This window comes from Pontibacter sp. YIM B11418 (assembly GCF_059278805.1).
Map to the genome: position 1 here is coordinate 310,913 of NZ_JCAEMH010000004.1, position 26,248 is coordinate 337,160.

The 26,248-nt window shown below is 49.6% G+C and carries 21 protein-coding genes and 1 tRNA gene; 11 read left to right on the forward strand and 11 right to left on the reverse strand.

All coding sequences use genetic code 11. The features are described 5' to 3' along the window. Positions 1-174: 174 nt before the first annotated feature. The gene (locus AC4QZR_RS11830; RefSeq protein ID WP_494481104.1) at positions 175-1,089 is read right to left on the reverse strand and encodes a M20/M25/M40 family metallo-hydrolase; all 915 of its coding nucleotides are present in this window, start codon (positions 1,087-1,089) and stop codon (positions 175-177) included. 110 nt (positions 1,090-1,199) lie between these two features. On the opposite strand from AC4QZR_RS11830, the gene AC4QZR_RS11835 reads away from it, so the two are divergent. Continuing rightward, positions 1,200-2,444 carry a tetratricopeptide repeat protein gene (locus tag AC4QZR_RS11835; RefSeq protein WP_494481105.1) on the forward strand — a complete coding sequence of 415 codons (1,245 nt, stop codon included), beginning with the start codon at positions 1,200-1,202 and terminating at the stop codon, positions 2,442-2,444. A gap of 81 nt (positions 2,445-2,525) precedes the next feature. On the opposite strand, the gene AC4QZR_RS11840 is transcribed toward AC4QZR_RS11835, so the two are convergent. Further along, positions 2,526-3,491 carry a UDP-glucuronic acid decarboxylase family protein gene (locus AC4QZR_RS11840; RefSeq protein WP_494481106.1) on the reverse strand — a complete coding sequence of 322 codons (966 nt, stop codon included), beginning with the start codon at positions 3,489-3,491 and terminating at the stop codon, positions 2,526-2,528. A gap of 1 nt (position 3,492) precedes the next feature. Further along, positions 3,493-4,845 (reverse strand): UDP-glucose dehydrogenase family protein, encoded by a 1,353-nt coding sequence (locus tag AC4QZR_RS11845; RefSeq protein ID WP_494481107.1) that lies wholly within the window; start codon positions 4,843-4,845, stop codon positions 3,493-3,495. 585 nt (positions 4,846-5,430) lie between these two features. On the opposite strand from AC4QZR_RS11845, the gene AC4QZR_RS11850 reads away from it, so the two are divergent. Together AC4QZR_RS11850 and AC4QZR_RS11855 are read left to right on the forward strand one after the other, a co-directional pair. Beyond that, entirely contained in the window at positions 5,431-6,330 is a 900-nt protein-coding gene (locus tag AC4QZR_RS11850) for an alpha/beta fold hydrolase (protein ID WP_253402475.1), read from the forward strand. 11 nt (positions 6,331-6,341) lie between these two features. Then, positions 6,342-6,587, forward strand: a complete 246-nt coding sequence (locus tag AC4QZR_RS11855) for a hypothetical protein (RefSeq protein WP_494481108.1) — start codon at positions 6,342-6,344, stop codon at positions 6,585-6,587. Positions 6,588-6,665: 78 nt separating this feature from the next. On the opposite strand, the gene AC4QZR_RS11860 is transcribed toward AC4QZR_RS11855, so the two are convergent. Next, on the reverse strand, positions 6,666-8,069 hold the full coding sequence (locus tag AC4QZR_RS11860; RefSeq protein WP_494481109.1) for an FAD-binding oxidoreductase: 1,404 nt from the start codon (positions 8,067-8,069) through the stop codon (positions 6,666-6,668). A 72-nt stretch (positions 8,070-8,141) separates the two neighbouring features. Here AC4QZR_RS11860 and AC4QZR_RS11865 point away from each other — a divergent pair, with 72 nt between their 5' ends. The 7 genes from AC4QZR_RS11865 to AC4QZR_RS11895 all read left to right on the forward strand — a co-directional run bounded on the left by AC4QZR_RS11865 (position 8,142) and on the right by AC4QZR_RS11895 (position 18,557). Beyond that, positions 8,142-8,780, forward strand: coding sequence for a C40 family peptidase (locus AC4QZR_RS11865; protein ID WP_494481110.1), 639 nt, complete (start codon positions 8,142-8,144; stop codon positions 8,778-8,780). Positions 8,781-9,109: 329 nt separating this feature from the next. After that, positions 9,110-12,244 (forward strand): TonB-dependent receptor, encoded by a 3,135-nt coding sequence (locus AC4QZR_RS11870; RefSeq protein WP_494481111.1) that lies wholly within the window; start codon positions 9,110-9,112, stop codon positions 12,242-12,244. A 236-nt stretch (positions 12,245-12,480) separates the two neighbouring features. Continuing rightward, complete coding sequence (locus AC4QZR_RS11875) at positions 12,481-15,834, forward strand: TonB-dependent receptor (protein ID WP_494481112.1); 3,354 nt, start codon at positions 12,481-12,483, stop codon at positions 15,832-15,834. Between the two features lie 119 nt (positions 15,835-15,953). Further along, positions 15,954-16,027: transfer RNA gene (locus AC4QZR_RS11880), tRNA-Ala, on the forward strand. A 336-nt stretch (positions 16,028-16,363) separates the two neighbouring features. Continuing rightward, positions 16,364-17,053 carry a YbjQ family protein gene (locus AC4QZR_RS11885; protein ID WP_494481113.1) on the forward strand — a complete coding sequence of 230 codons (690 nt, stop codon included), beginning with the start codon at positions 16,364-16,366 and terminating at the stop codon, positions 17,051-17,053. A 53-nt stretch (positions 17,054-17,106) separates the two neighbouring features. Next, entirely contained in the window at positions 17,107-17,718 is a 612-nt protein-coding gene (locus AC4QZR_RS11890; protein WP_494481114.1) for a hypothetical protein, read from the forward strand. A gap of 248 nt (positions 17,719-17,966) precedes the next feature. Then, the gene (locus AC4QZR_RS11895) at positions 17,967-18,557 is read left to right on the forward strand and encodes a DUF4236 domain-containing protein (protein WP_494481261.1); all 591 of its coding nucleotides are present in this window, start codon (positions 17,967-17,969) and stop codon (positions 18,555-18,557) included. A 6-nt stretch (positions 18,558-18,563) separates the two neighbouring features. On the opposite strand, the gene AC4QZR_RS11900 is transcribed toward AC4QZR_RS11895, so the two are convergent. Continuing rightward, positions 18,564-20,291, reverse strand: a complete 1,728-nt coding sequence (locus AC4QZR_RS11900) for an SIR2 family protein (RefSeq protein ID WP_494481115.1) — start codon at positions 20,289-20,291, stop codon at positions 18,564-18,566. A 274-nt stretch (positions 20,292-20,565) separates the two neighbouring features. Here AC4QZR_RS11900 and AC4QZR_RS11905 point away from each other — a divergent pair, with 274 nt between their 5' ends. Next, positions 20,566-21,000, forward strand: a complete 435-nt coding sequence (locus AC4QZR_RS11905; RefSeq protein WP_494481116.1) for a DUF2267 domain-containing protein — start codon at positions 20,566-20,568, stop codon at positions 20,998-21,000. A gap of 57 nt (positions 21,001-21,057) precedes the next feature. Here the strand turns inward: AC4QZR_RS11905 and cysK are convergent, their stop codons facing one another. From cysK to AC4QZR_RS11935, 6 genes are all read right to left on the reverse strand, one after another. Further along, positions 21,058-21,975 carry a cysteine synthase A gene (gene cysK, locus AC4QZR_RS11910; RefSeq protein ID WP_253402441.1) on the reverse strand — a complete coding sequence of 306 codons (918 nt, stop codon included), beginning with the start codon at positions 21,973-21,975 and terminating at the stop codon, positions 21,058-21,060. A 12-nt stretch (positions 21,976-21,987) separates the two neighbouring features. Continuing rightward, positions 21,988-22,830 (reverse strand): serine O-acetyltransferase, encoded by an 843-nt coding sequence (locus AC4QZR_RS11915; protein ID WP_494481117.1) that lies wholly within the window; start codon positions 22,828-22,830, stop codon positions 21,988-21,990. 208 nt (positions 22,831-23,038) lie between these two features. Further along, positions 23,039-24,208 (reverse strand): MFS transporter, encoded by a 1,170-nt coding sequence (locus AC4QZR_RS11920; protein WP_494481118.1) that lies wholly within the window; start codon positions 24,206-24,208, stop codon positions 23,039-23,041. Between the two features lie 180 nt (positions 24,209-24,388). Next, a complete protein-coding gene (locus AC4QZR_RS11925) occupies positions 24,389-24,625 on the reverse strand; it encodes a hypothetical protein (protein ID WP_494481119.1) in 237 nt (78 codons plus the stop codon). A 262-nt stretch (positions 24,626-24,887) separates the two neighbouring features. Then, positions 24,888-25,244 carry a hypothetical protein gene (locus AC4QZR_RS11930; protein ID WP_494481120.1) on the reverse strand — a complete coding sequence of 119 codons (357 nt, stop codon included), beginning with the start codon at positions 25,242-25,244 and terminating at the stop codon, positions 24,888-24,890. A gap of 507 nt (positions 25,245-25,751) precedes the next feature. Further along, entirely contained in the window at positions 25,752-26,246 is a 495-nt protein-coding gene (locus AC4QZR_RS11935) for a hypothetical protein (protein WP_494481121.1), read from the reverse strand. Positions 26,247-26,248: the final 2 nt, after the last annotated feature.

Sequence of the window (26,248 nt, forward strand, 5' to 3'; positions counted from 1 at the left end):
CCGCTCATTGTTAGGTCATTTGTGCACAGTACTACACTTTCAACCGAAACCATACGCTTGAACCTAACTCTTTTTGGAAAGTCCCTTGTCTCAAAAGCCTCACTACAGCCACGTAAACAAATAAAAAAGGCCGCCTATACCTGGCAGCCCTCTTACCCTATCCGATAATTCAGATCATAACTTCGCCATCAACTCCCTGTACATTGCCACCATACTCTCAATATCTTTCTTGTTCACAATTTCGTTCGGGGTGTGCACATTGTCTTCGGGAGCGCCAACAAAGCACCAGTCCCAGGGGTAGGGTCCGTGTTGCAGTTCCTTGGCATCGCTGCCGCCTGAACCTTCTATCTCCAACTGATAGGGTATACCGGAGGCTTTGGCTATACCTATGATCTTCTCAACATAAGCCCGGCGGGGTATAAGGCTGTCGCGCATCGAGATCGCCACGCCCTCTCCCGGCTTCACACCCTCGGTTACCCAGGTAATATCTGAAATAAGCGCCTGGTGCACGCCGTAACGCTCCGCGATATACTTGGCCAGGTAGGCCACGGAGCCACCGCCGTGCTCTTCCCAACCACTAAATGCGATGATGCCGTTCTCCAAAGTCTCAGCAACTTTTAATGCGCTCCACACCCCCAGTCGGTTATCAAGGTAGCACGACTGCACTGTTTCCTGGGTTTCACGGAAATCGCACTTAAAGACAAGCTCCGTTCCCCGCTCTATTTCCCGTTCGTACTTGTAGCTGATCTCGTGCTCTTCCTCATCAAACTCCAGTGTACACTCAATTTTCCCTTGTGAGTCCTCTCCCACCAGCGTATAACCGGTTTCCAGGTCAGGACCACCGATCTTCACCAGCTGTCTGCCATAGCGCACGGTGAATCCAATTGAGTCTATGTGTGCAAAAATGGCCGTTCTAGGCTTTCCGAATATTAACAAAATACAATCCTGAAAACCTTCTCCATGTATAATTACTGGTTGTCGCTTCCACTGAACTTTCTGTTCCTCAATGTAGTTAAGCAGAAAATCGGATAGCTTTTTTTCGTTGCCGGATGGTGCGTGTATGCTGCAGAGTCGTTTCAGAAGTTTCATGCAATATTTCTTTTGTATCAATTCAAAATTAATATAATTGTTGTACTTTTAGTACCTGTTCTCCAGATAAGGAGCTATTAGCACGGCACTCCGGACTTTTCTTTTGACCTATGAAAAAGATTGTACTTGCGTTTCTCGGTATCATCCTGACTAACTTGTCTTTTGGGCAGGGTTCTAAGGAGCAGTCTGACACGGCTATCAGAGAGGTGACAATACAATCAGTAGAGGTGATTCCTGCGGCCGGTAACATCAAGGGCATGCTGCTCATGGACAAAGACATCCAATACGAACTGGAGGGTGCCGTGGACAATATGTACAACTTCAAGTACGAGCTGGCCGAAAAGCAATTCAAATCCCTGCGCCGCCGCTACCCCAATCATCCGCTGCCCTATTTCCTGATGGGTCTCAGCCAGTGGTGGAAGATCGTGCCTACCAATATTCAAACCCTGGCGTATGATGATCTGTTCTTCGCTTACATGGACTCTACCATCATGAAAGCGGAGAAGCTCTACGACGCCAATAACAAGGACTACGAAGCCGCCTTCTTTTTGTCAGCCGCAAATGGCTTTGCCGGACGCCTGCATTCCGAACGCAGTAACTGGCGCAAAGCCACTATTGCCAGCAAGCGATCACTCGAGTATCTGGAAAAAGCCAAAGCCGGCAACGGCCTGAGCCCGGAGTTTTTGTTTGGAGAGGCGCTCTTCAATTACTACTCCATCTGGATTCACGAAAACTACAAGATGCTGCGCCCCGTATTGGCTTTCTTCCCGAGCGGCGACAAGCGACTAGGTATAAAACAATTGCGCTACGTAGCCAACAACGGCTTCTATACCGGTACGGAGGCAAAGTTCTTCCTGATGAAAATATACGCCAACGAAGAAGGCAATATGGAAGCAGCGCTCGATCTAGTAAAAGGACTTGTAGAGAAATATCCTAACAATGCCTACTTCCAGCGCTTCTACGCACGTGCGCTTTTTGTGCAGGGTCACTTTACGATGGCCGAGCGGGTGTGCCTTGATATCCTGAGCAAGCTAGATCGGCGCATGCCGGGCTACGAAGCTGTTAGCGGGCGTTACGCCTCTTATATCCTGGCCTACATCAACCAGAACAAGTACCGTGATTTCCAGAAGGCAAAAGCTTACTATCAGAACTCCATTACATTCGCCGAGATGAGCAATGAGCGTGATTCCGGTTATTTTGTCAACTCTTACCTAAACCTCGCCCGCATTGCCAAACAGGAGCGTGAGCTGAAAACGGCGAAGCATTACTATAATATAGTACTGGAAGCTACCGACAAGAAACACGCTGCCAACAAAGAGGCAAAAGACTTCATGAAAGCGCACAAAAAGATCTAAGCTTGGTATACTTGCTATACCTTAAACAAAAAGCCCTGGCAGATTCGCTGTCAGGGCTTTTTTTTATCTTTCGCGCAGTGCCTAGTTCACCATACGTTCGGCTGGCACCTTTACTTTTTGCTTAAAATACTCGAGCGTACGCTGCAGGCCTTCGGCGCGGTCTACCTTCGGCTCCCAGCCCAGTACCTGCCTAGCCAGCGTGATGTCCGGCTGGCGCTTCTGCGGGTCGTCGGTCGGCAGCGGCTGGTACTCGATGTTGAGCTCCACGCCGGTCAGCTTGCAGATCTCCTCGGCAAACTGCCTGATGGTGATCTCAGACGGGTTACCCACGTTAACTGGCATGTGGTAGTCGCTCAGCAACAGGCGGTAAATGCCCTCCACCAAGTCATCCACATAACAGAAGGAGCGCGTCTGGCTGCCGTCACCGAAAATGCTCAGCGGCTCCCCGCGCAGGGCCTGGCTCAGGAAGGCAGGCAGCACGCGGCCATCGTCTAATCGCATGCGCGGACCGTAGGTGTTGAAGATGCGCACAATGCGCGTCTCCAGCCCGTGGTGCATCTGGTAAGCCATGGTCATGGCCTCCTGGAAGCGCTTGGCCTCATCGTAGCAGCCGCGCGGCCCCACCGGGTTCACATTGCCCCAATAGTCCTCGCTCTGCGGGTGCACGAGCGGGTCGCCGTACACCTCCGAGGTGGAGGCGATCAGCATGCGGGCCTTCTTGGCCATGGCCAGGCCCAGCAGGTTGTGCGTGCCCAGCGAGCCCACCTTCAGCGTCTGGATCGGAATCTTGAGATAATCGATCGGACTGGCAGGCGAGGCAAAATGCAGGATGTAGTCCAGCTTGCCCGGCACGTGCACGAACTTGCTTACGTCGTGGTGGTAGAACTCAAACTGCTCCAGCTTAAAAAGGTGCTCGATGTTCTCGAGGTTGCCGGTGATCAGGTTGTCCATCGCGATCACATGGTAGCCTTCGGCTATGAATCTGTCGCACAGGTGGGAGCCGAGAAACCCAGCACCACCCGTTACTAATACTCTTTTTCTGGCCATGCTATACCGTCTCCTTTGTTTGTTGTGGAACCATGGCCTGCTTGACACCGATGCCGAAGTAGGTGAAGCCTTTTTCCTCCATCTCACGGGCATCATAGATGTTGCGGCCGTCGAACACGACCTTTTCTTTCATTAGCTTGTTCACTACGGCAAAGTTAGGTGAGCGGAACTCAGGCCACTCGGTCACCAGCAGCAGCGCGTCAGCGTCGATCAGGGTCTCATACTCGTCCTTGCCGTACTCGATCGTATCACCAAGCGAGTGCTTGGCCTCCTTCATGGCCACCGGGTCGTAGGCCTTTACCCTGGCGCCCTGAGCGAGCAGCTTCTCGATGATCACCAGCGAGGGGGCCTCGCGCATGTCGTCCGTTTTGGGTTTGAAAGAGAGTCCCCACACGGCAAAGGTTTTGCCCGAAAGGTCGCCCGAGAAGTAGTTCATCACTTTATTAAAGAGCACCGACTTCTGACGATCATTCACCGTCTCCACCGACTTGAGCACCTCCATCTGGTAGCCGTTCTCGGAGGCCGTCTTGATAAGGGCCTTCACGTCCTTGGGGAAGCAGCTTCCACCATAGCCGATGCCCGGGTAGATGAACTTGTTGCCGATGCGGGCGTCCGAGCCGATGCCCTTGCGCACCATGTTCACGTCGGCACCCATGATCTCGCACAGGTTGGCGATGTCATTCATGAACGAGATCTTGGTGGCCAGCATGGCGTTGGCCGCGTACTTGGTCATCTCAGCAGAGGGGATGTCCATGAAGATGAGCGGGTGGCCGTTCATCAAAAAAGGCTTGTAGAGCTTCGACATCACCTGCTCGGCACGCTCGGAGTCCACGCCCACCACGATGCGGTCGGGCTTGAGGAAGTCGTCGATGGCGGCCCCCTCCTTCAAAAACTCAGGGTTAGAGGCCACGTCGAAGGCGATGTCGGCGCCGCGGGCCTCGAGCTCCTCGCGGATGGCGTTGCGCACCTTGGCGGCCGTACCCACCGGCACAGTGCTCTTGGTCACCACCACCAGGTAGTCAGTCATGGAGCGGCCGATCTCACGGGCCACGGCCAGCACGTATTTCAGGTCGGCCGAGCCGTCCTCGCCCGGAGGCGTGCCCACAGCGATGAAGGCCACCTGGCAGCCCTGCATACTCTCGGCAAGGTTAGTGGAGAAGGAAAGGCGCTCCTTCTGGGAGTTGCGCAACACCATCTCCTCCAAACCGGGCTCGTAGATGGGCAGGATGCCCTGCTTGAGGTTGTCTATTTTCTTGGAGTCGATGTCGATGCAGGTCACGTCAATGCCCACCTCGGCAAAGCAGGTGCCCGTCACCAGGCCCACGTAACCGGTGCCAACTACAGCTATTCTCATAGGTAAATGTTATTATTGAAATACAAACTTAAAATTTTTTAAAATAATCAATACGCAGTCTCAACAAACTAGCGAGCATGTTCTTGCCGTCTTTTCTTACCTCTTTGCCCTTTTAAGCGAGGGAATTGTTGTTTTAAAAGCAGCAATTTATATAAGAAACACTCATTTCTTGATAAAACTATAAATAGTTGCACAGGGATGTTCCCCATGAAACACACGCTTTTAAAAAGACAAAATTACACATTTTTTTTTAAGAAGATTTGAATTGGCTACACTGCGATAACCTCTCTACTGTCTGGTGATTTGATCGCATGGCAGTGTCTTTCCTCCAAAATACCGCGAACCGGCGCCTTGTCTTACTTTGTTCAGCACAAAAGTGTTGCGGTATGTCCTCAAAAATTAAAATAAATCAATTCGACCTTTTCCCGACCTGACAGCCTGTGTTGATAAGGCGTCTGTTTTTATACGTAGCCCAGGTGCCGCTTTTCATTTAATTTAAATACGCAGGGCACATTTTTACTTTTCCCTACAACCTGAGTGCCGGTCTCAAGTATAGATAAGGGAAGCTAACACCCTGAGTCACCTATGAAACCAGACTGGCTGGACACCAAAGAATATCCCTTCAAATCCAAGTTCCTGGAATTAGAAGCCGGCAAGATGCATTATATCGATGAGGGGGAAGGTCACCCGATCGTGATGATTCATGGCACGCCTTCCTGGTCATTCGCGTATCGCAACCTGATCAAGCTCCTAAGCAAAAAGTACCGCTGTGTGGCGTTGGACCTGATTGGCTTTGGCCTGTCAGACAAGCCTAAGGACTGGAGCTACAAGCCAAGGGCCCATGCCGTCAACTTCGAGCAACTGATGGCACACCTTGGGCTGACCGACTTCACCCTGCTGGTGCATGACTTTGGTGCACCAATCGGCCTGGCCTATGCCATCAAATATCCCGAAAAAGTCCGGAGCATCGTGATGCTCAACACCTGGACCTGGTCACTGTCTAACCATCATGTCTTTTCAAAAGCCAGCAAATATCTGATCGGCCCCCTTGGCAAGTTTCTGCACTCCAAGCTCAATCTCACTACGAACCAACTGGTGCACGAACTGTTCGGGCAGGAGAGCAACATGCCGGAAAAGCTAAAGGATCAATACACGCTCGGGCTGGGCGGCCCTGATGACACGGTCAGTTCGCTGGCCTTCGCACGGGAGTTGGTGGGCGTCAGCAAGTGGTATGATGAACTTTGGAAGGAGCGTAAAAAGATCCAGGACATTCCGACCCTTATCCTATGGGGTGAACGTGACAAACTTGTCAGAATCGAGGCATTGCAGCGCTGGAAAAAGTTTTTCCATGAATGCTATGTGCTGCACTTTGAGGACAGCGGGCATTTTCTGATGGAAGAGCACGCCGATGAGGTGGCACAGTACGTTAGTAATTTTATAAAAGAGGAAGACAAGAAAAAGGAGAAGACATTACACAACACCTAAAACGAGCGATTATGATGGAACCCGATAAAAACTTAAATGAAGCTTTATTTCGAAGTCACCAGGCGACAGAGAAGGACAACCAGGCCCAGAGCGAGCTGCATAGCATGAGCACAGGCCAGCAAAAAGGAGAGCAGCCAGACGCATCGCAGCCCAAACTGCACGAAACACCGCGCAACCTGTTACAGTCCTGGGACACACTTCGACAAATGGATATGGATCTAGCAGACAAAAAGCCGGACCATGACCGTAAATCCTGATAATTACCGACAGCCAGGGTATACCTTGGTTCTATACCTATAAAAGCGGCAGCCATTGTATGACTGCCGCTTTCTTTTCTAAAATATCTTTCCGGGGTTCAGTATACCTTTCGGGTCAAAGAGCAGCTTTATACCTTGCATCAGCCTAAGTTGCACATCGCTTAGCGCTATACCTATGTAAGGCCGTTGCACCAGACCGATGCCATGCTCCCCGGAAATGGTGCCTCCCAGCGAAACACACAGCCTGAATATCTCCTTTATACCTTCGGGCAGCTTGTTGTTCCAGTCATCGTCTGACATGTCACCCTTCACGATGTTGATGTGCAGGTTGCCGTCGCCTGCGTGCCCGTAGCAAACCGACTTGAACTTATACCTCTCTCCTATTTCCTTCACACCCCGAAGCAGCACCGGCAGTTCTGCACGCGGCACCACCGTGTCCTCTTCTTTGTAAACAGAGTTGCTTTTCACGGCATGACCCACGCTGCGGCGCAGCCGCCATAGGTCCTCTTTCTGCTTTTCATTGTCAGCAACGAGTATATCGCCTACATCAAACGTCTCCAGTACTTCATACACCCGCTCGGCATCCTTGTACAGCAGGTCCATGTCGTTGCCGTCCAGTTCTATGAGCAGGTGGGCGCGTTCGTCAGCTGCCATTGGCACTTCTAGGCCAACATACCTACAGGTCCACTCAATGGCCTCGCGCTCCATAAACTCTAGCGCGGATGGTACGATGCCTGCTATAAAAATTCGCGATACGGCAGCGGCAGCCTCCTCTTCTTTCCGGAAGGGCACCAGAAGTACCAGGTTCTGAGTCGGGTAAGGTATAAGTTTGAAGACAATTTTGGTGATGATCCCCAGAGTCCCTTCACTACCGACCATGAGTTGTGTCAAGTTATATCCTGTGGCGTTTTTGAGCACATTGGCACCGGTCCAGGTAATCTCACCAGTTGGTAGCACGACTTCCATGTTCAGCACGTAATCCTTCGTCACGCCATACTTCACTGCGCGAGGTCCGCCCGACGATTCGCTCAGATTACCGCCCAGTTGGCTGCTGCCCCGGCTCGAAGGGTCTGGCGGATAAAAAAGCCCTTTCGCGATCACTGCCTCCTGGAATACCTGCGTAATAACGCCGGGCTCTACGGTAGCCTGCAGATTGCGCTCGTCAATGGAGATGATAGTATTGAAACGCTCCATGGATAGTACGACACCACCATGCACGGCTAGCGCCCCTCCACTTAATCCGGTACCGGCACCACGAGGAGTTACAGGTATAGCGTTTTCGTGGCACAGCCGCATAATACGACTGATTTCTTCAACGTTCTTAGGTCTGAGCACAACTTCAGGCAGGTAGCGCAGGTCTTCGGTTTCGTCGTGGGTATAGCGCACCATACCTTCCTGGTCAGCAGGCAGTACCAGGTGCTCCTGCCCGACGATATTGGCGAAGGCTTCCACCAGATTCTGGGTTATCTTATTAAAATTCATTTTATATTAAATAGCTTATGCTTAATTTAGCAAGCCTGACAAAATTTTAGCCACTAATTACCAAGTTACGCTTTGAGAACATCAATTACCAATTACCTATTATTTATCTTTTTTATCGGCTTGGTGGCTTCGTGTCAGTCAGCGAAGCCCACCTTCAGCAAGCGTGGCGAGACCTATAAGTCGGCCAGGGAGATAGCCGAAGAAAAGCGACAGTCCCGCAAACAAGCCAGAATGGCCGCTCGGAGCGGTGGGAAAGGCAAGGTAGCTTCCAAAGACCGGACCAGCCGCACGAATGTGCCCAACGCACGGCGCCTCGATGAGAACGTGGAAACGGTTATACAAACAGCCCGCTCTTACACCGGCACTCCTTATAAGTGGGGCGGCACCACGCGCGTAGGCATGGACTGTTCCGGCCTGCTTTGCACCTCTTTCCAGAGCATTAATGTGAACCTGCCCCGCACATCGGAGGAGCAGAGCCGCTTTGGAAAAACTGTAAAGGTGAGAGAACTGAAAGAGGGCGACCTCGTGTTTTTCGGGGCTAACAAATTCAGCCGGGAAATCACGCACGTAGGTATGGTAACGGAAGTGAACAACGATAACGAAGTCAAATTCATACACGCCTCCACCAGCCTGGGTGTTATCGAGAATAACCTCTACTCCGATTACTGGCAAAAGATCTTCATCAAGGCGGTGCGGCCTTTTGATGAGTAAGGTGCATAGGGGACCTTGGCATTTCACTGCAAATTTTTTAGACAAACCGACCAGCCACAGGTATAATTTCATTTCTGGCCAGCACTGGCTATACCTCGGAACAGGTATGGCCTACACTATACCTAAAAAGTACAACAGGGATTATGCCTGAACCACAGAGCATGCACTATTTTAATTAAAATAAGCACCGCCCAGCCTGGTCTTAAAATTTAACATCAAATAAGAGATAAAAACCTCATACATACGTACTTATAAGAAGTTATATTTTTTCAATCTAACTTATAAGTATTATGAGGACTATTTACACAAAGTTGCTTATATCCCTCCTTTTGCTGTTAAGCAGCCATTTGGTATGGGCACAGGGTACGACAACTGCGGCCATGAACGGCGTAGTGCAGGACCAGAACGGTTCCCCACTGCCTGGCGCAACAGTTATTGCGGTCCACAACCCGACCAACACGCAGTATGTAGCTGCCACGAATGCAGAAGGCCGTTACAATATCCAGAACATGCGTGTAGGTGGGCCCTATACCGTACGCACCTCTTATGTTGGCTACCAGGAGCAACGATTCGACAACATTAACCTGGCACTTGGCCAAAACTTCAGACTGGACCTCACCATTTCAGAAAGCACGACTACCCTTGGCGAGGTACAGATCACCGCGACACAGGACAAAGTCATCAACTCCGACAGGACGGGCGCTGCCACCAACGTGTCGACAGAGCAGTTGGAGTCGCTGCCTACCATCAGCCGAAGTCTGAATGACTTCACCCGCATCACGCCGCAGGCTACTACATCCGGATCAGGTATATCGTTTGCCGGCCAGAACAATCGCTTCAATAACTTTTCGATAGACGGCACCGTGAACAACGACGTGTTCGGTCTCTCGGCCAGCGGCACCAACGGCGGACAGACCGGCGTGCAGCCCATCTCGCTGGATGCCATTGAGGCAATACAGGTGGTGATTGCACCCTTCGATGTGCGACAAAGCGGCTTTACGGGAGGCGGCATCAATGCCATCACGCGTAGCGGGTCGAACAAATTCACGGGCTCGGCCTATTATTTTGGCAACAATGAGCGCCTGGTGGGCAAGAGTCCGGATGATGCGCGCACTAGGCTGCCGGACTTTACCGACTACCAGACCGGTCTGCGCATTGGTGGCCCGATCATCAAAGACAAACTGTTCTTTTTTGTGAACGGTGAGAAAACTAAACGCGTGGCCCCGCTCCTGTTCGAACCCGGTAGCGCCGGCTCCAATATTACAGTAGACGAGGCCAACCGCGTGCTGAGCGTCGCCAATCGGCTGGGCTACGATCCGGGCAGCTTCAGGGGCATAGACGATGAAACCCAGAGCGACAAGATCTTTGCCCGACTCGACTGGAACATCACCGACAACCACCAGCTTACACTCCGCCACAGCTACGTTTATGGCGAGAACATTGACAACTCCAGAACACCAAACGCATTGCGGTTCTCCAACAACGCTGAGTATTTCCCAAGCACGACCAACTCCACCGTGCTGCAGCTGCGCAGCCAGTTTGGAGGCCGGTATGCCAACGAGGCCCTGATTGGTTTTACGGCAGTGCGTGATGACCGAGACATCATCGGCAACCCTTTCCCGAGCGTGCAAGTCCGCTTGGCAGGTGGCCGCACCATTTCGCTGGGCAGCGAGCCCTTTTCAGCTCAAAACCAGCTCGACCAGGATGTAATCACCATCACCGACAACTTTAACCTGTTTTTAGGGAAGCACACGATCACGCTGGGAACGCACAATGAGTTTTACAAAACCTACAACCTGTTCATCCGCCAGGAGTTCGGTGCTTATACATACAACTCGCTGGAGGCTTTTGAAGCGATCGGCACCCCCGCCGAAACAGCGCCAGGCGAGTTCTTCCGAAATTATTCAAGGACCGACAACCGCCAGCAGGGCGCCGAATTTTCCGCCTTTCAACTCGGCTTCTATGCGCAGGACGAATATGCGGTTCTCAACAACCTGAAGCTGACAGCAGGTATACGTTTAGATATCCCGACCTTTAACGACGAGCCTGCCGCCAACGAGGAGTTCAACGAAGCATTCGCCAGCAGAGGCCTGGCTACGGACAAGACACCGGGCGCTCAATTTATGCTATCGCCCCGCGTGGGCGTAAACTGGGATGTAATGGACGATGGCAATACGCAGGTGCGCGGCGGCGCCGGTATCTTCACTGGCCGTGCTCCGTTTGTGTGGATCGCCAATCAGTATACCAATACAGGGCAAATGCTGGGTAGCCTCTCACTTACTTCGGGCCCGATTCTGGAGCAGATCCGTTTCAACCCAGACCCTACCACCCAGCCTACTGCCACCACCGTGGGCCTGTCGGACCGGACAGCCGAGATCAACATCACCGATCCAGACTTTAAGTTCCCGCAGCTGTTCCGGGTCAACGCAGCCATTGACCAACGACTTCCCTTTGACCTGGTAGCGACCCTGGAAGGTATATACTCCAAAAATCTGAACAACATCTATTACCAGAACCTGAACCTGGAGCAGACGGGCACCTTGACGGGGGCAGACAACCGGCCTGTGTTCGGCCGCATACAGGGCAACAATTTCCAGGACATCATCTACCTGACCAACACCAGCCGTGGCTATGGCTACAGCCTGACAGCTCAGTTACAGAAAACCTATATGGAGAACGGCCTTTCGGGTTCGTTGGCCTATACCTACTCCAGAGCCAAAGATGTGAACCCCGGCAACTCCAGCCAGGCACGGTCCAACTGGATCAATGTAAACCAGGTAGAGGGCCTCAATAGTGTAAGAGAAGCGTTTGCCGACAATGATGTACGTTCGAGGGTGGTGGCTGGCCTTACCTATAATCTAAATTACCTGGGCTTTGCAGGCACCACCATCTCCGCCTTCTACAACGGACAGTCGGGGGTGCCGCTTTCGTACATCTATAACGGTGACGTGAACAGCGATGCAGGCAGAACGAATGACTTGATCTACATCCCGAGCAATGCGTCAGAGATAAACCTGGTTCCTTATACCGAACGGGATGGCACTGTTGTCTCAGCTGAACAGCAATGGCAGGCGCTGGACGCCTTTATCAGTGGCAATGACTACCTGAGCAACAGACGCGGCCAGTATGCGGAGCGAAACGAGGACAGGCTACCCTGGACGAACCAGATTGACCTGCGCCTGATGCAGGACTTTTATATAGGTCAGAATGACAACAACCATCGGCTTCAGCTAACCTTAGACGTTTTTAACTTCACCAACCTGCTCAACAAGGACTGGGGCCGTCAGTACACGGCTACTTTCAACGCTTTCCAGGCCATTGACTTTGTTGGCTACGAGCCGGGCACCACGACACCCCGGTTCAACTATACCGGACGCGGCCTGACAGATGGCGAGCCCTATTTTGTGAACGACTTTTCGTCGCGCTGGAGGGCCCAGTTTGGCATTCGGTACATTTTCAATTAAAGAAAGCGGCGTCCTATTTTAACTGATTGCCAAAAGGAAAGGCGAAGCTTTATGGCTTCGCCTTTCCTTTTGGCAATCAGTGTTTAAGACTAATAGCACGTTTGCAAATTACAATAAATTATTGGCGGTAAAAAGCAAATAACATAAGACATTTTATTAATAATAATTTAATCTGTAAGTAGTTGCATTTCGAAATATACCCTCTAATTTTGCGAGCAAAAATCAATCAATCTTTTATGAAAAAGTTATTACTATCAACACTGCTTATGTTGCTGTGCGTGGTTACTATACACGCCCAGGTAACTACAAGTAGCGTGAGTGGATCCGTGAAGGATTCGAAAGGTGAAGCTTTGATCGGGGCAACCGTAAGAGCAACACACCAGCCCTCGGGCACCACGTATGGCGCAGTGACCAATACAGAAGGTCGCTTTAACATCGCCAACACCCGTATCGGTGGTCCTTACACCATCGAAGTAAGCTACATAGGATACCAGCCTATGTCTTTCACAAACATCACTTTGCAGCTTGGCCGCCCTTACGTGCTGGATGCTACCCTTTCTGACGGTGGTACTCAGTTATCGGAAGTGATGGTGACAGCTGACCAGTCTTCCGTATTCAACGCCCAGAGAACTGGCGCTGCGACTAACGTAAGCACTGAGCAGATTGCTACGCTGCCTACCGTAACACGAAGCCTTACAGACTTCACCCGTCTTACGCCACAGGCTAACGGTAATGGCTTTGCAGGTCGTGATGGTCGTTTTAACAACGTTCAGATTGACGGTGCAAACTTTAACAACGGCTTCGGCTTAAACTCCAACCCACTTCCTGGAGGTCGTTCGCAGCCTATCTCTATCGACGCGATCGAGCAGGTACAAGTAAACATTGCTCCTTTCGACGTTCGTCAGTCAGGTTTTACCGGTGCTGGCATCAACGCCGTTACCCGTAGCGGTAACAACGAGTTCTCTGGTTCAGTATATGGTTTCTATCGTAACCAGGACATGAATGGCAGAAGAGTAAATGGTGAAAAACTTGATCAGGGCAATGAAACATCAAGCCGTACTATAGGTTTCCGTTTAGGCGGCCCGATTATCAAGAATAAACTATTTTTCTTCGTAAATGCTGAGAACATCGATGAAAAAGGTACGAACCCATTTGCCGTAAACCTTTGGAAAGCCTCTGATGATGGTGTAGCTAACCCTGACCAGAACATCGCCAGAACTAAAAGATCTGACCTTGAAGCGGTGCGTAACCACCTGATCAACACCTGGGGTTATGACCCGGGCGCTTACGAAGGCTACGCGAACGATAACGGTACTAAGAGCACCAACTTATTGGCTCGTATTGACTGGAACATCAACGACAATCACAAATTGGCGGTTCGTTACAACCAGGTGAAAGGCGAGGCTGGTTCTTTGGTGAACGGCAGCTCAGGCCCAAGCCCACGCTCTACTGTAAACCGTGTGAGCGATCAGTCTATGGCTTTTGCTAAAACCATGTACGATACAGAAAACATTGTACGTTCAGCTTCTGCTGAATTGAACAGTACATTCTCTTCCCGTCTTTCTAACCAGTTACTGGCAACGTATAGCCGCATCCAGGATACGCGTACTTCTCCTAGCGAGATCTTCCCAATGGTTGATATCTGGAATGGTGGCACCAACTACATGACATTTGGCTACGAGTTGTTTACGTATGGAAACGACGTACTGAATAACAACTACAGCATCACAAACAACCTGACCTACCTGGCTGGCAAGCACACGATAACCGGTGGTGCTACATTTGAGTCACAAAAGTTTGGTAACCAGTACATCCGTTTGGGTACTTCTTACTACCGTTATAACTCTGTTGAAGACTTCCTGACAACCGGTACTGAAAATGAAGTAGCCCCAATCATGTTCGGTCTGACTTACCCTTACGAGGGACAGGATCCTTATGCTCCAATCGTATTGGGTACAGCAGGCGCCTACATCCAGGATAAGTTTGCTGCTACTGACAGACTGGACTTGACATTAGGTTTGCGTGCAGACATGCCTGTTTACATGAACGACCTGACTGCCAACCAATCCATTGATGAACTTACGCTGAGATCTCCTGAAGGTGGCGACAAAAAGTACACGACCAGCGAATGGCCAAAATCCAGAATTATGCTGGCTCCACGTATCGGCTTCAACTTTGATGCCTTCGGTGATGGTTCTTTGCAGCTGCGTGGTGGTACTGGTCTGTTCAACGGCCGTGTTCCTTTCGTGTGGTTGACAAACATGCCTTCGAACTCTGGTGTAATCCAGAACAACGTAGAACCTAACAGCTATGCATCAGTTGCAGGTTGGATTGGCGACATCCGTTTCCAACCGGAACAATACTACTGGTTGAACAACACGCCGGCAAGTGCTCAGAACGTGTTTATCAAGAACCCAAGAGCTGGCGTTCCTACAAGCTTCGCCTTAGTTGATAACGAGTTCAGAATGCCTAAGGTATGGAGAACGAGCGTTGGTGCTGACTACACGATCCCTGGAACGCCGCTGGTAGCTACTGCTGACGTTATCTACACAAAAGACGTGAATGCAGCTTACCAGTTTGGTGCCAACAGAGCAAATGCTCCTATAACGCTGAACTATGGCGGTGAGGGTGAGAACGACAACAGAGGATACTATCCTGCAGGTGCAAACAGCACAAAATACAATGAAGCTGTTAACGCTAACACTGCTGTAGTGCTGACTAATACTTCTGAGAAAGGCGAATCTTTCAGCAGCACGGTAGGTCTTTCTCTTCCGTCTCGTAATGGTTTGTTTGGTTCACTTTACTATACCTATACTTACGCTACTGAAGTATCTAGTAACCCAGGATCAAACGCCTCTTCTGCATGGTTAGGCAGCCCGTCTGTAAACGGCCCGAACGAGCAGATCCTTTACAACTCTCAGTATGCAGTGCCTCATAACGTGGTAGGTAGCTTATCTTACAAAGTAAACTACTTCAATAGCCTGGCCACTACTGTATCATTGTTCTACAACGGTTCACATCAGGGACGTTTCTCTTATACCTACAATGGTGACATTAACAAAGATGGTATTAACGCCGACCTGCTGTATGTACCAAATGATGTTAACAACCTGAACTTCGTTGATATTGTTGATAAAGGCACTGTAGTATTCACTGCGGCTCAGCAGCGTGAAGCGTTCAACAACTTCATCAACAACGATGACTACCTGAGCACAAGACGCGGCCAGTATGCTGAGCGTAATGGCGCTCTGATGCCTTGGTTGAACCGTTTCGACTTCAGATTGCTACAGGACATCTACACCAACATCGGTGGTAAGCGTAACACGCTTCAAATAAGCGCTGACGTGATGAACATTGGTAACCTGATCAACTCTAACTGGGGTATCAGCACAGCGTTCAACAATGCGCAGAGCATCCTGACAACCAACACCAAAGACGCACCTATCAGTGCTGAAGGTGTACCTACTTTCCAGATGAGAACTGTTACAGAGAACGGAAAAACTGTACTTCCTACAGAACCTTTCAGAGACGTAACAACACTTTCAACTACATGGTATGCTCAAATTGGTCTGCGTTACATCTTCAACTAAGAAGTATCCAACCATTGCAACAAAAAGGCGGGACAAATGTCCCGCCTTTTTTATTTACAAAAACTAGCGCTTCAGCTTTTGCATATTCAAAATTTGTTCTAATTTTGTGACACTCAAACGGGGGATTAGCTCAGCTGGCTAGAGCGCTTGCATGGCATGCAAGAGGTCATCGGTTCGACTCCGATATTCTCCACACTGATAAAAAGGCCTTTATGAAATAAAATTCATAAAGGCCTTTTTTTGTGCATACGATTTGCATGTAAGTAGCTTCTATTCCCGTTCCTTCGGATCCATCGAAAACTATTAGTTACTCTACATCCTACCCTCCACCGGCAAATTAATTTGTCCTCTGCCATAAGCGTCACAAATTATCAGTATTTTTTACTGATATATTCTAATATTATTATAGATTGCGGTTATGCAGACTTAAAAAGGCGCAACGCCTCCTATGCCTGTCAGCCTTCTCGGTACAGGTGATGCTCACCTTTTGAAAAGAACACTATAGCACCCCAAACATCTACCTTGTCATATGGAGCAAACTGCACAAACCTTAACCGAGTGCCCAAATTGCGACTCTAAACTTAAGACCGGAGGCCTACTAGGCACTAACAAACTGGTAAGCAAAAAATTTATCCCGATTATCAATGAGTACTCTGGACTAAGCCATGAACAGTACTGTGAGAAATGCGCACAAAAACTGTACGATGTCTCAAAGGGGAAATTCTTTGTTGAGCGCAACGCTTTGGACAAGACTATTGAATCTATCATAGATTGCGTGCCAGTCATTTCTCTTCAGTCCCCTCATAAGTGGGAATACAATGTGCTTGACATGGTAACGGGGCAGTCTACTACCGGCACCGGTGTGTTTTCGGAATTCAAGTCAAGCCTTACGGATTTCTTCGGTATACAGTCAGGAGCATATAACAGCAAGATCAGCAATGGAGAGAATCTTTGCCTAACACAACTTCGATTGAAGTGTATCCGGCTAGGGGGTAACGCGGTTATCGGCGCCGATATAGACTACGCTGAGGTTGGTGGTGATAAGGGCATGCTGATGGTTTGCATGACTGGTACTGCAGTTAAAATACACAATACAGAAGTACTTGGCCAAGAAAGAGTGAAGTATCTGGATAAGCTCAGAGAAGTAGTCGAGAGAAGAGAGTATCTCCGGACTATTGACGTTACCAGCAGTGCCTTTATAACGGTAGAGGCAAACTGATAAAACAACATAAGCCATATCTTCTAAAAACTTTATAAGTCTATAGATAACTCATGAAAACACTTCTAACAACCCTTCTTTTAACCTTGCTGTCTGCATGCATGGCTTACAGCCAAATTAAGGAATTACCTCAGGACATCAAGTGGCTTCAACAAACTGCGACACGTTTAGAGCAGGAGGTGCGCCAGAAAACAGACTCACTCACTTTAGTAAAAGAGCAGTTAGCGTATCAGGAAGGAAAGCAACAATTGTTAGCTTCTTATGGTAAAAATGGCGGCTTAAGCATCCCAGCTGCCATCAAAATGACGGGACAGTTACGATCTAAACCCAATCCAATAGAAGCCTCCATATCCACTCTCGAGAAGGGAGACTCTGTATTACTTACCGATTACATTGAAGGCTATTGGCTTATAAAGAAAGGTAAACATATAGGGTATGTTAATGAATTGTATATCGGCAGCACCCCCGACGTAGATGCTTTCAAGAAGCTGCTTACAAAAGAAGCAGCACCTGCTGTTAAGCAGTCTAATAATTCTACATACAAAGCTACTAATAGCTCTTCTAGCAGCAGTTACACCCCAAGCAGAACCATCCATACGGGCCCCCGAGGTGGGAAGTACTACATCAATAAAAACGGGAACAAAACCTACGTAAAGCGCAAATAGCAATAAGTTGCATTCTACATGTAACTATAACCCTTCATAAACTCCTCAATGAAACAACTCTACAAACTTACGCTTACAGCTACATTCTGCTTCGGCCTGTTAATGTCATGCGGAGGCGATAGCAGCGCCGACCCCTCCTGCGGAAGCTATAATGGCAATACGTTATATAAAGGAACTCAAGGCGGATGCTATTATAAAAACAGCAGCGGCAACAAAGAATACGTGGACAGGACTAATTGTAGATGCTGATGGGTTTCAGGTTCAGAAAGAGTGTTAAGGTGGTCCCAGGTATTCGCCTCAACTTCAGCAAATCCGGCGTCAGCACCACAATCGGCAGACGAGGTGCAAGTGTCAACATAGGCAATCGAGGTGCTTATGCTAATATGGGGATACCCGGGACGGGACTATCGTACAGAGAAAAAATAAGCTCAGGCGGTGGGTCACTATCTCAACCCTCTGCAACATATCAAGGCTCAGAAAAGCCTGTGTTAGGGTCAACTCAAGGGTCCTCCTATTTTATCTTTATTGGTACACTAGTACTCGGTTTCGCTTTCTATTTGCCTACTATATACTGCTTTTATAAGGCATATAAACGATACAATGCCAAGACTAGACCTATCTATGGTCAGGAAGGTGTATATGTATCAGACAGAAGGTATAAGACAGGACAAAGATTGAATGGCTACAGAGAGGTGATAACAGGTTACGAACCTCTAAGCGAAGCGGAGATTGCAGAATCAAGGCGGCTTGGTAGAACAAGATTGATTATAGGTCTAATACTTTTTGCTTTTACACTTTGGCTACAAATATCTGCGTTCAATAATCCTGAAGCCTTATAATAGCATCTAAAAATAATACCCCGAAAGCTTGTCAAAATATTCCTTAAACTTCTTCTCGGTATGCTTGAGGTCAGTGATATCGACAAATAAGGAGGGCGAGAACAGGCTGTTGCCTTCCGTGTGGTTTCCTAGCTCAGTAGCGATCTGTTCGAAGGGGTGCTTGATGCCGTTTTGTTTCACTCTATATCCGAATCGGCCGACAGGAGTCCTGCCTTTACCCATTATCTTGGTGTGCGACAAAGCCAGCAGGTATTCGAACCTGTCGAACAGGTTTTCATAATCTCTATCGTGTGGAAGGAAGGAGCTGAAGATTGGCTTCAGTTCCGAGAACAGCAATTCGGACATAGGCACCAACTGCCTGTTTCCCATCGCTTCCCGCAACGTGTCATAATCGAGTACCTTCGCAACATGGACGTGATCCAGAATAGGTGCCTCCCCATACCTGACGTGCGCTGTCATGGAAAACATCTTCGACAGTAACCTGTAATCTTTCTTAAGGACGCTGGCAAGTCCAATACTGTAGAGGAAGATGAGGCCAGGCAGCGTTTCCAGGTCATGCCATACGCCACTCTCACTTTCCCGCTCTTTTTCGGACGTAAAACAGGCCAGGCTATTGAGCCAGATGGGATGGTGCTGTTCTCTGCCCCAATAAACGCCGTTCACAAACAGTCCGCATAGCGTATTGCACTGATGGAAGTAGTAATTTACCCGAGCCTTTATTTCTTCTTTGGCAGGTATACCGTTAACCGGCAGCGCATTAAAGTTATCATTTAGCCGATCAGCTTCGCCCCTGACCAGATCATGCAACGATATGATCTGGTCGTCCTGCACAATATACTTCTTCAGGCTGATTACTGCCATCTGTGATTTTGAAAGGTTGGACGGCCTGGCACTTTCAAGGGTCTCCACTTTCTCCTGCAGTTCTTTGAAAAACAAGTCGGGGTTCGTCACGTTTACAGCCTTTCCCCGTCTGATGTAGGCCAGTTCCTCCAATTCGTTTCCGAGCTGGTCTGAGTAAGTGAAGTAGTTGGAGAACCTGAATTTGTTGGAGGTCTCCAGCGCCTCCTTCAGCACGCGGTCACTTTCGGCTGACCAGCCGCAGGTGATCAGTCCGAAGTTATCCGACACATAGCGCAGCAGCTCCGAAAGGCGTTCCTCATACTTGTCTGCCTCGCTCTTTATATTCAGGAAGCTGGAATCAATGTAGTCTCCGTTGATCTTGATGACTGTAACGCGGGCATGCACGATTGGTAGGGAGTTAACGATATGGCTGGGGCTGCTGATCACCACAGGCTCTATGCCGATGCACCTCAGGGCGTTTTCCATCAGCCTGTCCAGGGAAGTCGTCAGGATAACCCGTACATATCCTTTGCTGACCAGGCGGGCAATTGTTTGATGAGCAGACGTTGGTTTTTTCAGCCCCTGCTCCAACTCAGCCTCACTGGGCTCGAAGTACCTTCGTAACAGATTGTGCCGCTCCGTCTCGGTGTTGGCAAGCGGCTCCAGCAGGCTTGCATAGCCCGGCTTTTCTCCAAACCGCTCGAAAAACCACTTCTCCGGATTCGGCTCACACTTCGCATTTTCCAGAACAGCTATCTGCCTGATCAGATCAGAGGCTATTTCCTTATCGCCAGGTATACCAGCACTTCCGGCCACTCCAGAGCCGAGCAATAACGCAAATGCGCCTTTGTTGTTAAAAATCGAATGTGCTACCGAGGAGACTTGCGTATTCATACTATGTGATGCATCTTTGCCGGTACAATATATAGATTATTTTATACTAAATCCACTATAATTTTCTTAACATAATTCTGTTTCAGAGAATTACATATTTTATGCTCCTTAGGCTTCGATAGCATCATTCAGTAGTTAATTATAACGATGCAGCGATTCGTTTTTTTATATTTGTACATCCTGAACAGTTATACCTGAGAAAACAGGTATAACGGAACATGCCCCCCTACTGCCCGTAACATATAGGACGTAACGCTTAAAGAAGGGAGGATCAATGCCATTTATTTTTGAAGACAGTACCAAGGACGCAGCATTGCTGCTGAAGGATGTAGCAGCAGAGCTACAGACGGAGGATCTTAACAAGGCCGGCCGTATTTTCAGGGCTGTGCTGCAATCTGTACGGGATAGAATGCCTGTATACGATGCCATACAATTCGCTGCCCAACTTCCCGTTTTCTGGAAAGGTGTCTACTTTGATCATTATGACCTGAATAAGGTACCTGTGAAAATCCGGGATGCAAACGACTGGATCAATTACATCCGAAACAAAAACGCTTTTGCCGCAGACAATGATTTTCAGCAGGACGAAGAAATCACGGCGGCTTTCCGGGCTGTGTTCCAAGCCCTGCAACGCACCATGACCGATGGCCAGCTGCAGAAAGTGAAAGAATCACTGAACGAGGACATCCAGGAACTACTGGCTGCCTAAATAGAAAAAGCGCTGCCTGTTGCAGAATGCAGCAGGCAGCGCTTTTTAGAAGATACCCTACACAAAAAGCCCCTCTACCGATAAATAGCGCTCGCCCGTGTCGTAGCAGAAGGTCAGTACCCGTGCCCCATCCGGAATCTCTTCGTCCAGCTTCTGCTGCACAGCCGCCAAAGACGCGCCCGACGACACACCCACAAATATCCCTTCTTCCATAGCTGCTCGTCTGGCATAGTCATAGGCATCGTCGGCTGCCACCTGTACCACGCCATCCAGCAGGCTGGTATCCATTATAACGGGTACAAACCCGGCGCCTATACCTTGTATCGGGTGCGGCCCCGGCTGGCCACCGCTCAGTACCGGCGATGCGGAAGGCTCTACTGCGTATACCTTTAGGTTAGGGAAATGCCGCTTCAGCACCTTGGCCACACCTGTTATATGCCCGCCGGTACCCACCCCGGTGATCAGGTAATCGAATCCTTCCGGAAAGTCGGCCAGAATCTCCTGTGCTGTGGTTTCGATGTGCACCTGCGTGTTGGCCTCGTTGTCAAACTGCATGGGCATCCATGAGGAGTCGTGTTCTTCGAGCATTTCGCGGGCACGCTCAATGGCACCTTTCATGCCCTTTTCGCGTGGTGTCAGTTCCAGCTTGGCTCCATAGGCCGTCATCAGCCTGCGCCGCTCTATGGACATGGACTCCGGCATCACCAGGATGAGGTGATAGCCTTTTACAGCGGCAACCATAGCCAGTCCCACGCCGGTGTTGCCGGAGGTTGGCTCAATGATCACGCTTTCCTTTTTAAGAATGCCCTTTGTCTCAGCGTCCTCGATCATGGCCAGGGCGATGCGGTCTTTGATGCTGCCGCCCGGGTTTGCGCGCTCCAGTTTCATCCACACTTCCGCTTTGTCTTTAAACATGCGGTTGATCTTTACATGGGGCGTTCTGCCTATGGTTTCCAGTATGCTATGCGCTTTCATATGCGTATCTTTTTAGATTGAAAAATTCAGAACATCAGTTCTATCTTCATAATAACTCACTTTTATCTGCGGACGGTGATATACCCTGGCAAAAGAGGGAACACTTTCGGTCAGCCATACATTTCCTCCTATGATGCTGTCGTGTCCCACCACCGTCTTGCCGCCCAATATGGTGGCGCCGGCATAGATGATCACATTGTCCTCAATGGTTGGGTGCCGCTTCACATTGGCCATAGATTTTTCGACGCTGAGCGCTCCCAACGTCACTCCCTGGTATATCTTCACATTGTTTCCGATATCGGCCGTCTCCCCGATCACGATGCCGGTGCCGTGGTCTATGCAGAAGCGAGCGCCTATGTTGGCCCTTGGATGGATGTCTATACCTGTTCTGGTGTGCGCGTAGGTAGCGAGCACGCGCGGCAGCAAGGGCACACCCATGCGGCAAAACTGGTGCGCCAGCCTGTATACGGCCACGGCGAAAAAGCCGGTATACGTCCGGATCACCTCGTCTACGTTTACAGCAGCCGGATCGCCTGCCTCGATGGCAGCAGCGTCATCGTTGAGCTGCTGCTGCAGGCCAGGCAGTGCTTCAAAGTAGGCGTCCGCTATCTCGTGGGGTTTACCGGGAAGGCGCTCTTCTATTCTGAACAGTATCTTCTCCAGATCGGAGTGCAACATCATCGCATAGGCTTCTACTTCGGATCGGGAGCTGAAAGAGCGTTCTGAAAGCGATGGAAAGAGCAACTGCAGCACGCCTTCCAAAAAGGCACAGCTCATGGAATGGGGCACTACATGGCGGGCCTGCTGATGCACAGCTGTCAGGTGGTCAATAAAAGCTTGGCTGATTGCGGTCATGATGATGGTGAAACAACTCGTCCTGGCAAAAGTTTTATTGCAGTCTACACAACAGATAGCTATACGGCCAAGCAATACCCTCTGTCTACCTCTTGCATGAAATATTGTCGCCAGTGATTTGGCGGCACAAAAAAAAGAAACCTCCTTTGGTGGGAGGCCTCTACCTTATATAGTAGGTATAAGCTATACCTACAAAATGATAACCCATTTACTTTTTCTGGTCTTTCACTACCAAATTGAGGTATAGGAACCCGAGCAGGGCAAACACGCCGCCTGTCCAAAACACCAGGCTAAACCGGGAAGGGTCGTTGGCATAGATCCAGCCGGAGGCCAGGGCGCCGAAACCTATACCTGCCTCCATGGCAATGTACATAGTGGCCATCGCCCGCCCCCGGCGCTCCGGGTGACTCAGGTCGATGGTCCAGGCAAAAACCGTGGGGGAGTTCATGCCCACCGCCACACCGAACACCGCCGCCGCTAGCAACAGTTCTGTCGCCGTGTCAGCCCCGCCGATCAAGCCCATCGCGACTACCAACAGCCCTGAACTGACCTTGAGCACCCGAATGCGGCCAAACTTATCGGAGGCCCGGCCGGCTAGAAAACGGATCGCCAGCGAGGAAAGCGTGAAACTGGTAAAGAAGAGGCCTTTGTTCTGAATGCCCAGGTGCTCACTGAAATCGGGAATGATCGTGAGGATGATGCCGAAGGAAACCACCGTGAGCATCATGACGATGGAAGGGTTGAGCACGCGGGGCTCGAAGATCTCTTTGCGGGATATTTTGAGCAGTCCCATCCGGAAGCGCTTTGGGTTGTCCAGCGTTTCGTGCATGCGGGCCACCACGGCAACTGATAAAAAAGCAGCGGCGGAAGAGGAATAGAACATGGCTTCCAGCGAGAAACTGTTGGCGATAGAGGCTCCCATAGCCGGCCCTGCTGCCATACCGAGACTGCCGGCCAAACCCAATAGTCCGGTCGCCTCGCCCCTGCGCTCCGTCGGGATGATATCGGCTACATAAGCAGCCGTGCCGGTTGGCGTAAACCCAGTCGAGAAGCCGTGCACCAGACGCAGCAGCAGAAATGCCGCCACACTGCCGGTAATAGGGTATAGGAAACCGCAAAGGATACAGACAGTTCCCCCGATCAGCATGACAGGTATACGCCCCATCTTGTCGGCCAACTGCCCGCTAAAGGGCCTCGACAGGCCAGCCGTTAGCGTAAAGAGGGAAATGATCAGTCCTTTGTACTCAGCGCCGCCCAGCTGCGTGATGTAGTTGGGCAGCTCCGGGATGATCATGTTGAAGCTTGCAAAGAAAAGAAAAGAGCTCAGGCACAGCAATCCAAATTGAAGTCCATACACACGTGTTTTCAGTTCGGCCATAGTCGGTTTAAAGCCGCAAGTTCCGAAAACAATTGCTCCAAAACTATAACCCAGCAGACCTGCCTGTATGTAATTTAGTTGCTGAAGTGCTTATAATTGGTTGTCAAGTATGATTTCAATTTAAAAATATAAGTAGCCTCCAGACTGCCTTCAATTTGTTATAGAAAGGTGACTTGTAAATTAGTCGAAGACAGGGCAGCTGCCTTTTTTGTAACGCTTCTTTTTCACCAGGCCATCTTTTTGGTACGCCGAAGACTTAAACGAAAAATTCGCAGCTGTTTTGTTACCGGATACTCCCTGTTTCTTTGCTTTGGTCGATTTCTCATACTTATCAGACTTCAGGTCAGCTTTGGCGAAGCTGGCAAATGAGAAAAGCATCATGGCACTGATTAAAGCTGCATAGAATCTTAATTTCATTAGCTGGTTGTTTAAGGTGAGAGAAGATTATATATTGCAATATTAAAATAAAAATATATATTAAAAAATTAATTAATCATACTTTTTAAATACATATTACTAAAACCACTCACTTGGCCCAGCGGCCTAAGGAAGAAAGCAGCGCAGTAACGGGCAGTATAGCCGCCAGGCATCCCTGAAACAAGAAAATTAGAAAGGAGAAAGAGAGCGCTATCGCGGGTTTAAGACGGGCGCAGTGTGAACGAGAGGAGAAACAGGGGACTTACAAACCCGTGGCAGGACCAGGTACATTAAACCGGACGCCATTGACGGTAATGTTATGCTCCAGCGCGGCCAGTTGTAAGCCCAATGCCACCTGGCTGGCCTTGTTGTGACTCTCGATATCAGAGAGGAGCAGAGATCGCTGGTAACCGCCCCTTATGTCGAAAAGCACACAGTGGTCGCTAAAATGCATGGCTGCGATGCCGCTCCAGTCCAGGCTGTATGCTTTGCCGTAAAAGTTGAGCCTGTAGGAGATCTTATCAGGTGATATGTCCACAAAGCTATTTTTGAGCGGTATTTTATCTGTGCTGAGTGCCAGCAGGTATAGCCCTACCAGAACAATTATGAAAGCTGCCATCCCCCATAGCCAGCGGGCATCTTCCCGTAGTACAAGATTGTAAACTAGCGCTGATCCTCCCCCGCTAGCCAAAAACAGTCCCAACCAAAGCAGCCGGTCTTTGATCCTACGCAATTGTCGAGCTGTATAAAGACTGATGTACATGGAAACTGTATTGAATAGAAGACCTACAGCAAGACGAACCGAACAGGCAGCAACGAAAAATATTAAAAGAATATATAATAATAATTACAAATAATATTAATTTAAAATACGGCCGTACTACACAATTGGTTTGTTTTATTAAAAATAAATTAAATACAATTTATAAGAAGTTGATTTAGGTAGTATAAGTGAGAATTTGGACAAGCGTGGAATCAGTTTAAGGGACAGGGAAAGTAGTCAGGTATAGCCGACAGAGGTATAGAGATGCGGGCTTTTGAGGGGACTCAGGGAAAGAAGAAAGTCCTGCTCCAATAGGTATAAAAGAAGTAGTCTTATATGCGACGACCGTAAGGAAAATAAAAGCTACGACCTGACGCCCTGTGCGCTTGCAGGTACCTGGTTTACTTCAACCTGCTGCTGTATAGCGGCTAGCTGCATACTAACACTCACATGGTTTGCAATTCCGGGACTCTGGATATGCCCTAGCCGCATGATCATTTGCCTGCTGTCTTTCAGGTCAAATACCAGGGTATGCTCGGTTGCCTGTATGCTGTCAATGGAGTCCCAGTAGATTGTGTGCTCAGGGCCATACAAAGTGAGCCGGTAGGCGATGCGCTCCGGCGTCATGGAAAAGTAAGCATCCTTCAATTGAATATAGCCAGCCCCCACGGCAAAACCCAATGCACCAACTGCACCTACTATCAAGGCGCCGCTTGTCCAAACCCACCGGATCTCTTCGCGGGCAATGAACTCAACGACCAGGGCAGATAGACCACCGCAGAATAGCAGGATGCCTGTCCAGAGCAGAATCTGCTTTGTCTTTTTAAGCTCTTTGTGTGGGTAGAGGTTTACATACATAG

Coding starts and splice junctions, on each gene's coding strand:
- AC4QZR_RS11830 (WP_494481104.1), bottom strand. CDS start 1,089: ATGAAACTTCTGAAACGACTCTGCAGCATACACGCACCATCCGGCAAC.
- AC4QZR_RS11835 (WP_494481105.1), top strand. CDS start 1,200: ATGAAAAAGATTGTACTTGCGTTTCTCGGTATCATCCTGACTAACTTG.
- AC4QZR_RS11840 (WP_494481106.1), bottom strand. CDS start 3,491: ATGGCCAGAAAAAGAGTATTAGTAACGGGTGGTGCTGGGTTTCTCGGC.
- AC4QZR_RS11845 (WP_494481107.1), bottom strand. CDS start 4,845: ATGAGAATAGCTGTAGTTGGCACCGGTTACGTGGGCCTGGTGACGGGC.
- AC4QZR_RS11850 (WP_253402475.1), top strand. CDS start 5,431: ATGAAACCAGACTGGCTGGACACCAAAGAATATCCCTTCAAATCCAAG.
- AC4QZR_RS11855 (WP_494481108.1), top strand. CDS start 6,342: ATGATGGAACCCGATAAAAACTTAAATGAAGCTTTATTTCGAAGTCAC.
- AC4QZR_RS11860 (WP_494481109.1), bottom strand. CDS start 8,069: ATGAATTTTAATAAGATAACCCAGAATCTGGTGGAAGCCTTCGCCAAT.
- AC4QZR_RS11875 (WP_494481112.1), top strand. CDS start 12,481: ATGAAAAAGTTATTACTATCAACACTGCTTATGTTGCTGTGCGTGGTT.
- AC4QZR_RS11885 (WP_494481113.1), top strand. CDS start 16,364: ATGGAGCAAACTGCACAAACCTTAACCGAGTGCCCAAATTGCGACTCT.
- AC4QZR_RS11890 (WP_494481114.1), top strand. CDS start 17,107: ATGAAAACACTTCTAACAACCCTTCTTTTAACCTTGCTGTCTGCATGC.
- AC4QZR_RS11895 (WP_494481261.1), top strand. CDS start 17,967: ATGGGTTTCAGGTTCAGAAAGAGTGTTAAGGTGGTCCCAGGTATTCGC.
- AC4QZR_RS11900 (WP_494481115.1), bottom strand. CDS start 20,291: ATGAATACGCAAGTCTCCTCGGTAGCACATTCGATTTTTAACAACAAA.
- AC4QZR_RS11905 (WP_494481116.1), top strand. CDS start 20,566: ATGCCATTTATTTTTGAAGACAGTACCAAGGACGCAGCATTGCTGCTG.
- cysK (WP_253402441.1), bottom strand. CDS start 21,975: ATGAAAGCGCATAGCATACTGGAAACCATAGGCAGAACGCCCCATGTA.
- AC4QZR_RS11915 (WP_494481117.1), bottom strand. CDS start 22,830: ATGACCGCAATCAGCCAAGCTTTTATTGACCACCTGACAGCTGTGCAT.
- AC4QZR_RS11920 (WP_494481118.1), bottom strand. CDS start 24,208: ATGGCCGAACTGAAAACACGTGTGTATGGACTTCAATTTGGATTGCTG.
- AC4QZR_RS11925 (WP_494481119.1), bottom strand. CDS start 24,625: ATGAAATTAAGATTCTATGCAGCTTTAATCAGTGCCATGATGCTTTTC.
- AC4QZR_RS11930 (WP_494481120.1), bottom strand. CDS start 25,244: ATGGCAGCTTTCATAATTGTTCTGGTAGGGCTATACCTGCTGGCACTC.
- AC4QZR_RS11935 (WP_494481121.1), bottom strand. CDS start 26,246: ATGTATGTAAACCTCTACCCACACAAAGAGCTTAAAAAGACAAAGCAG.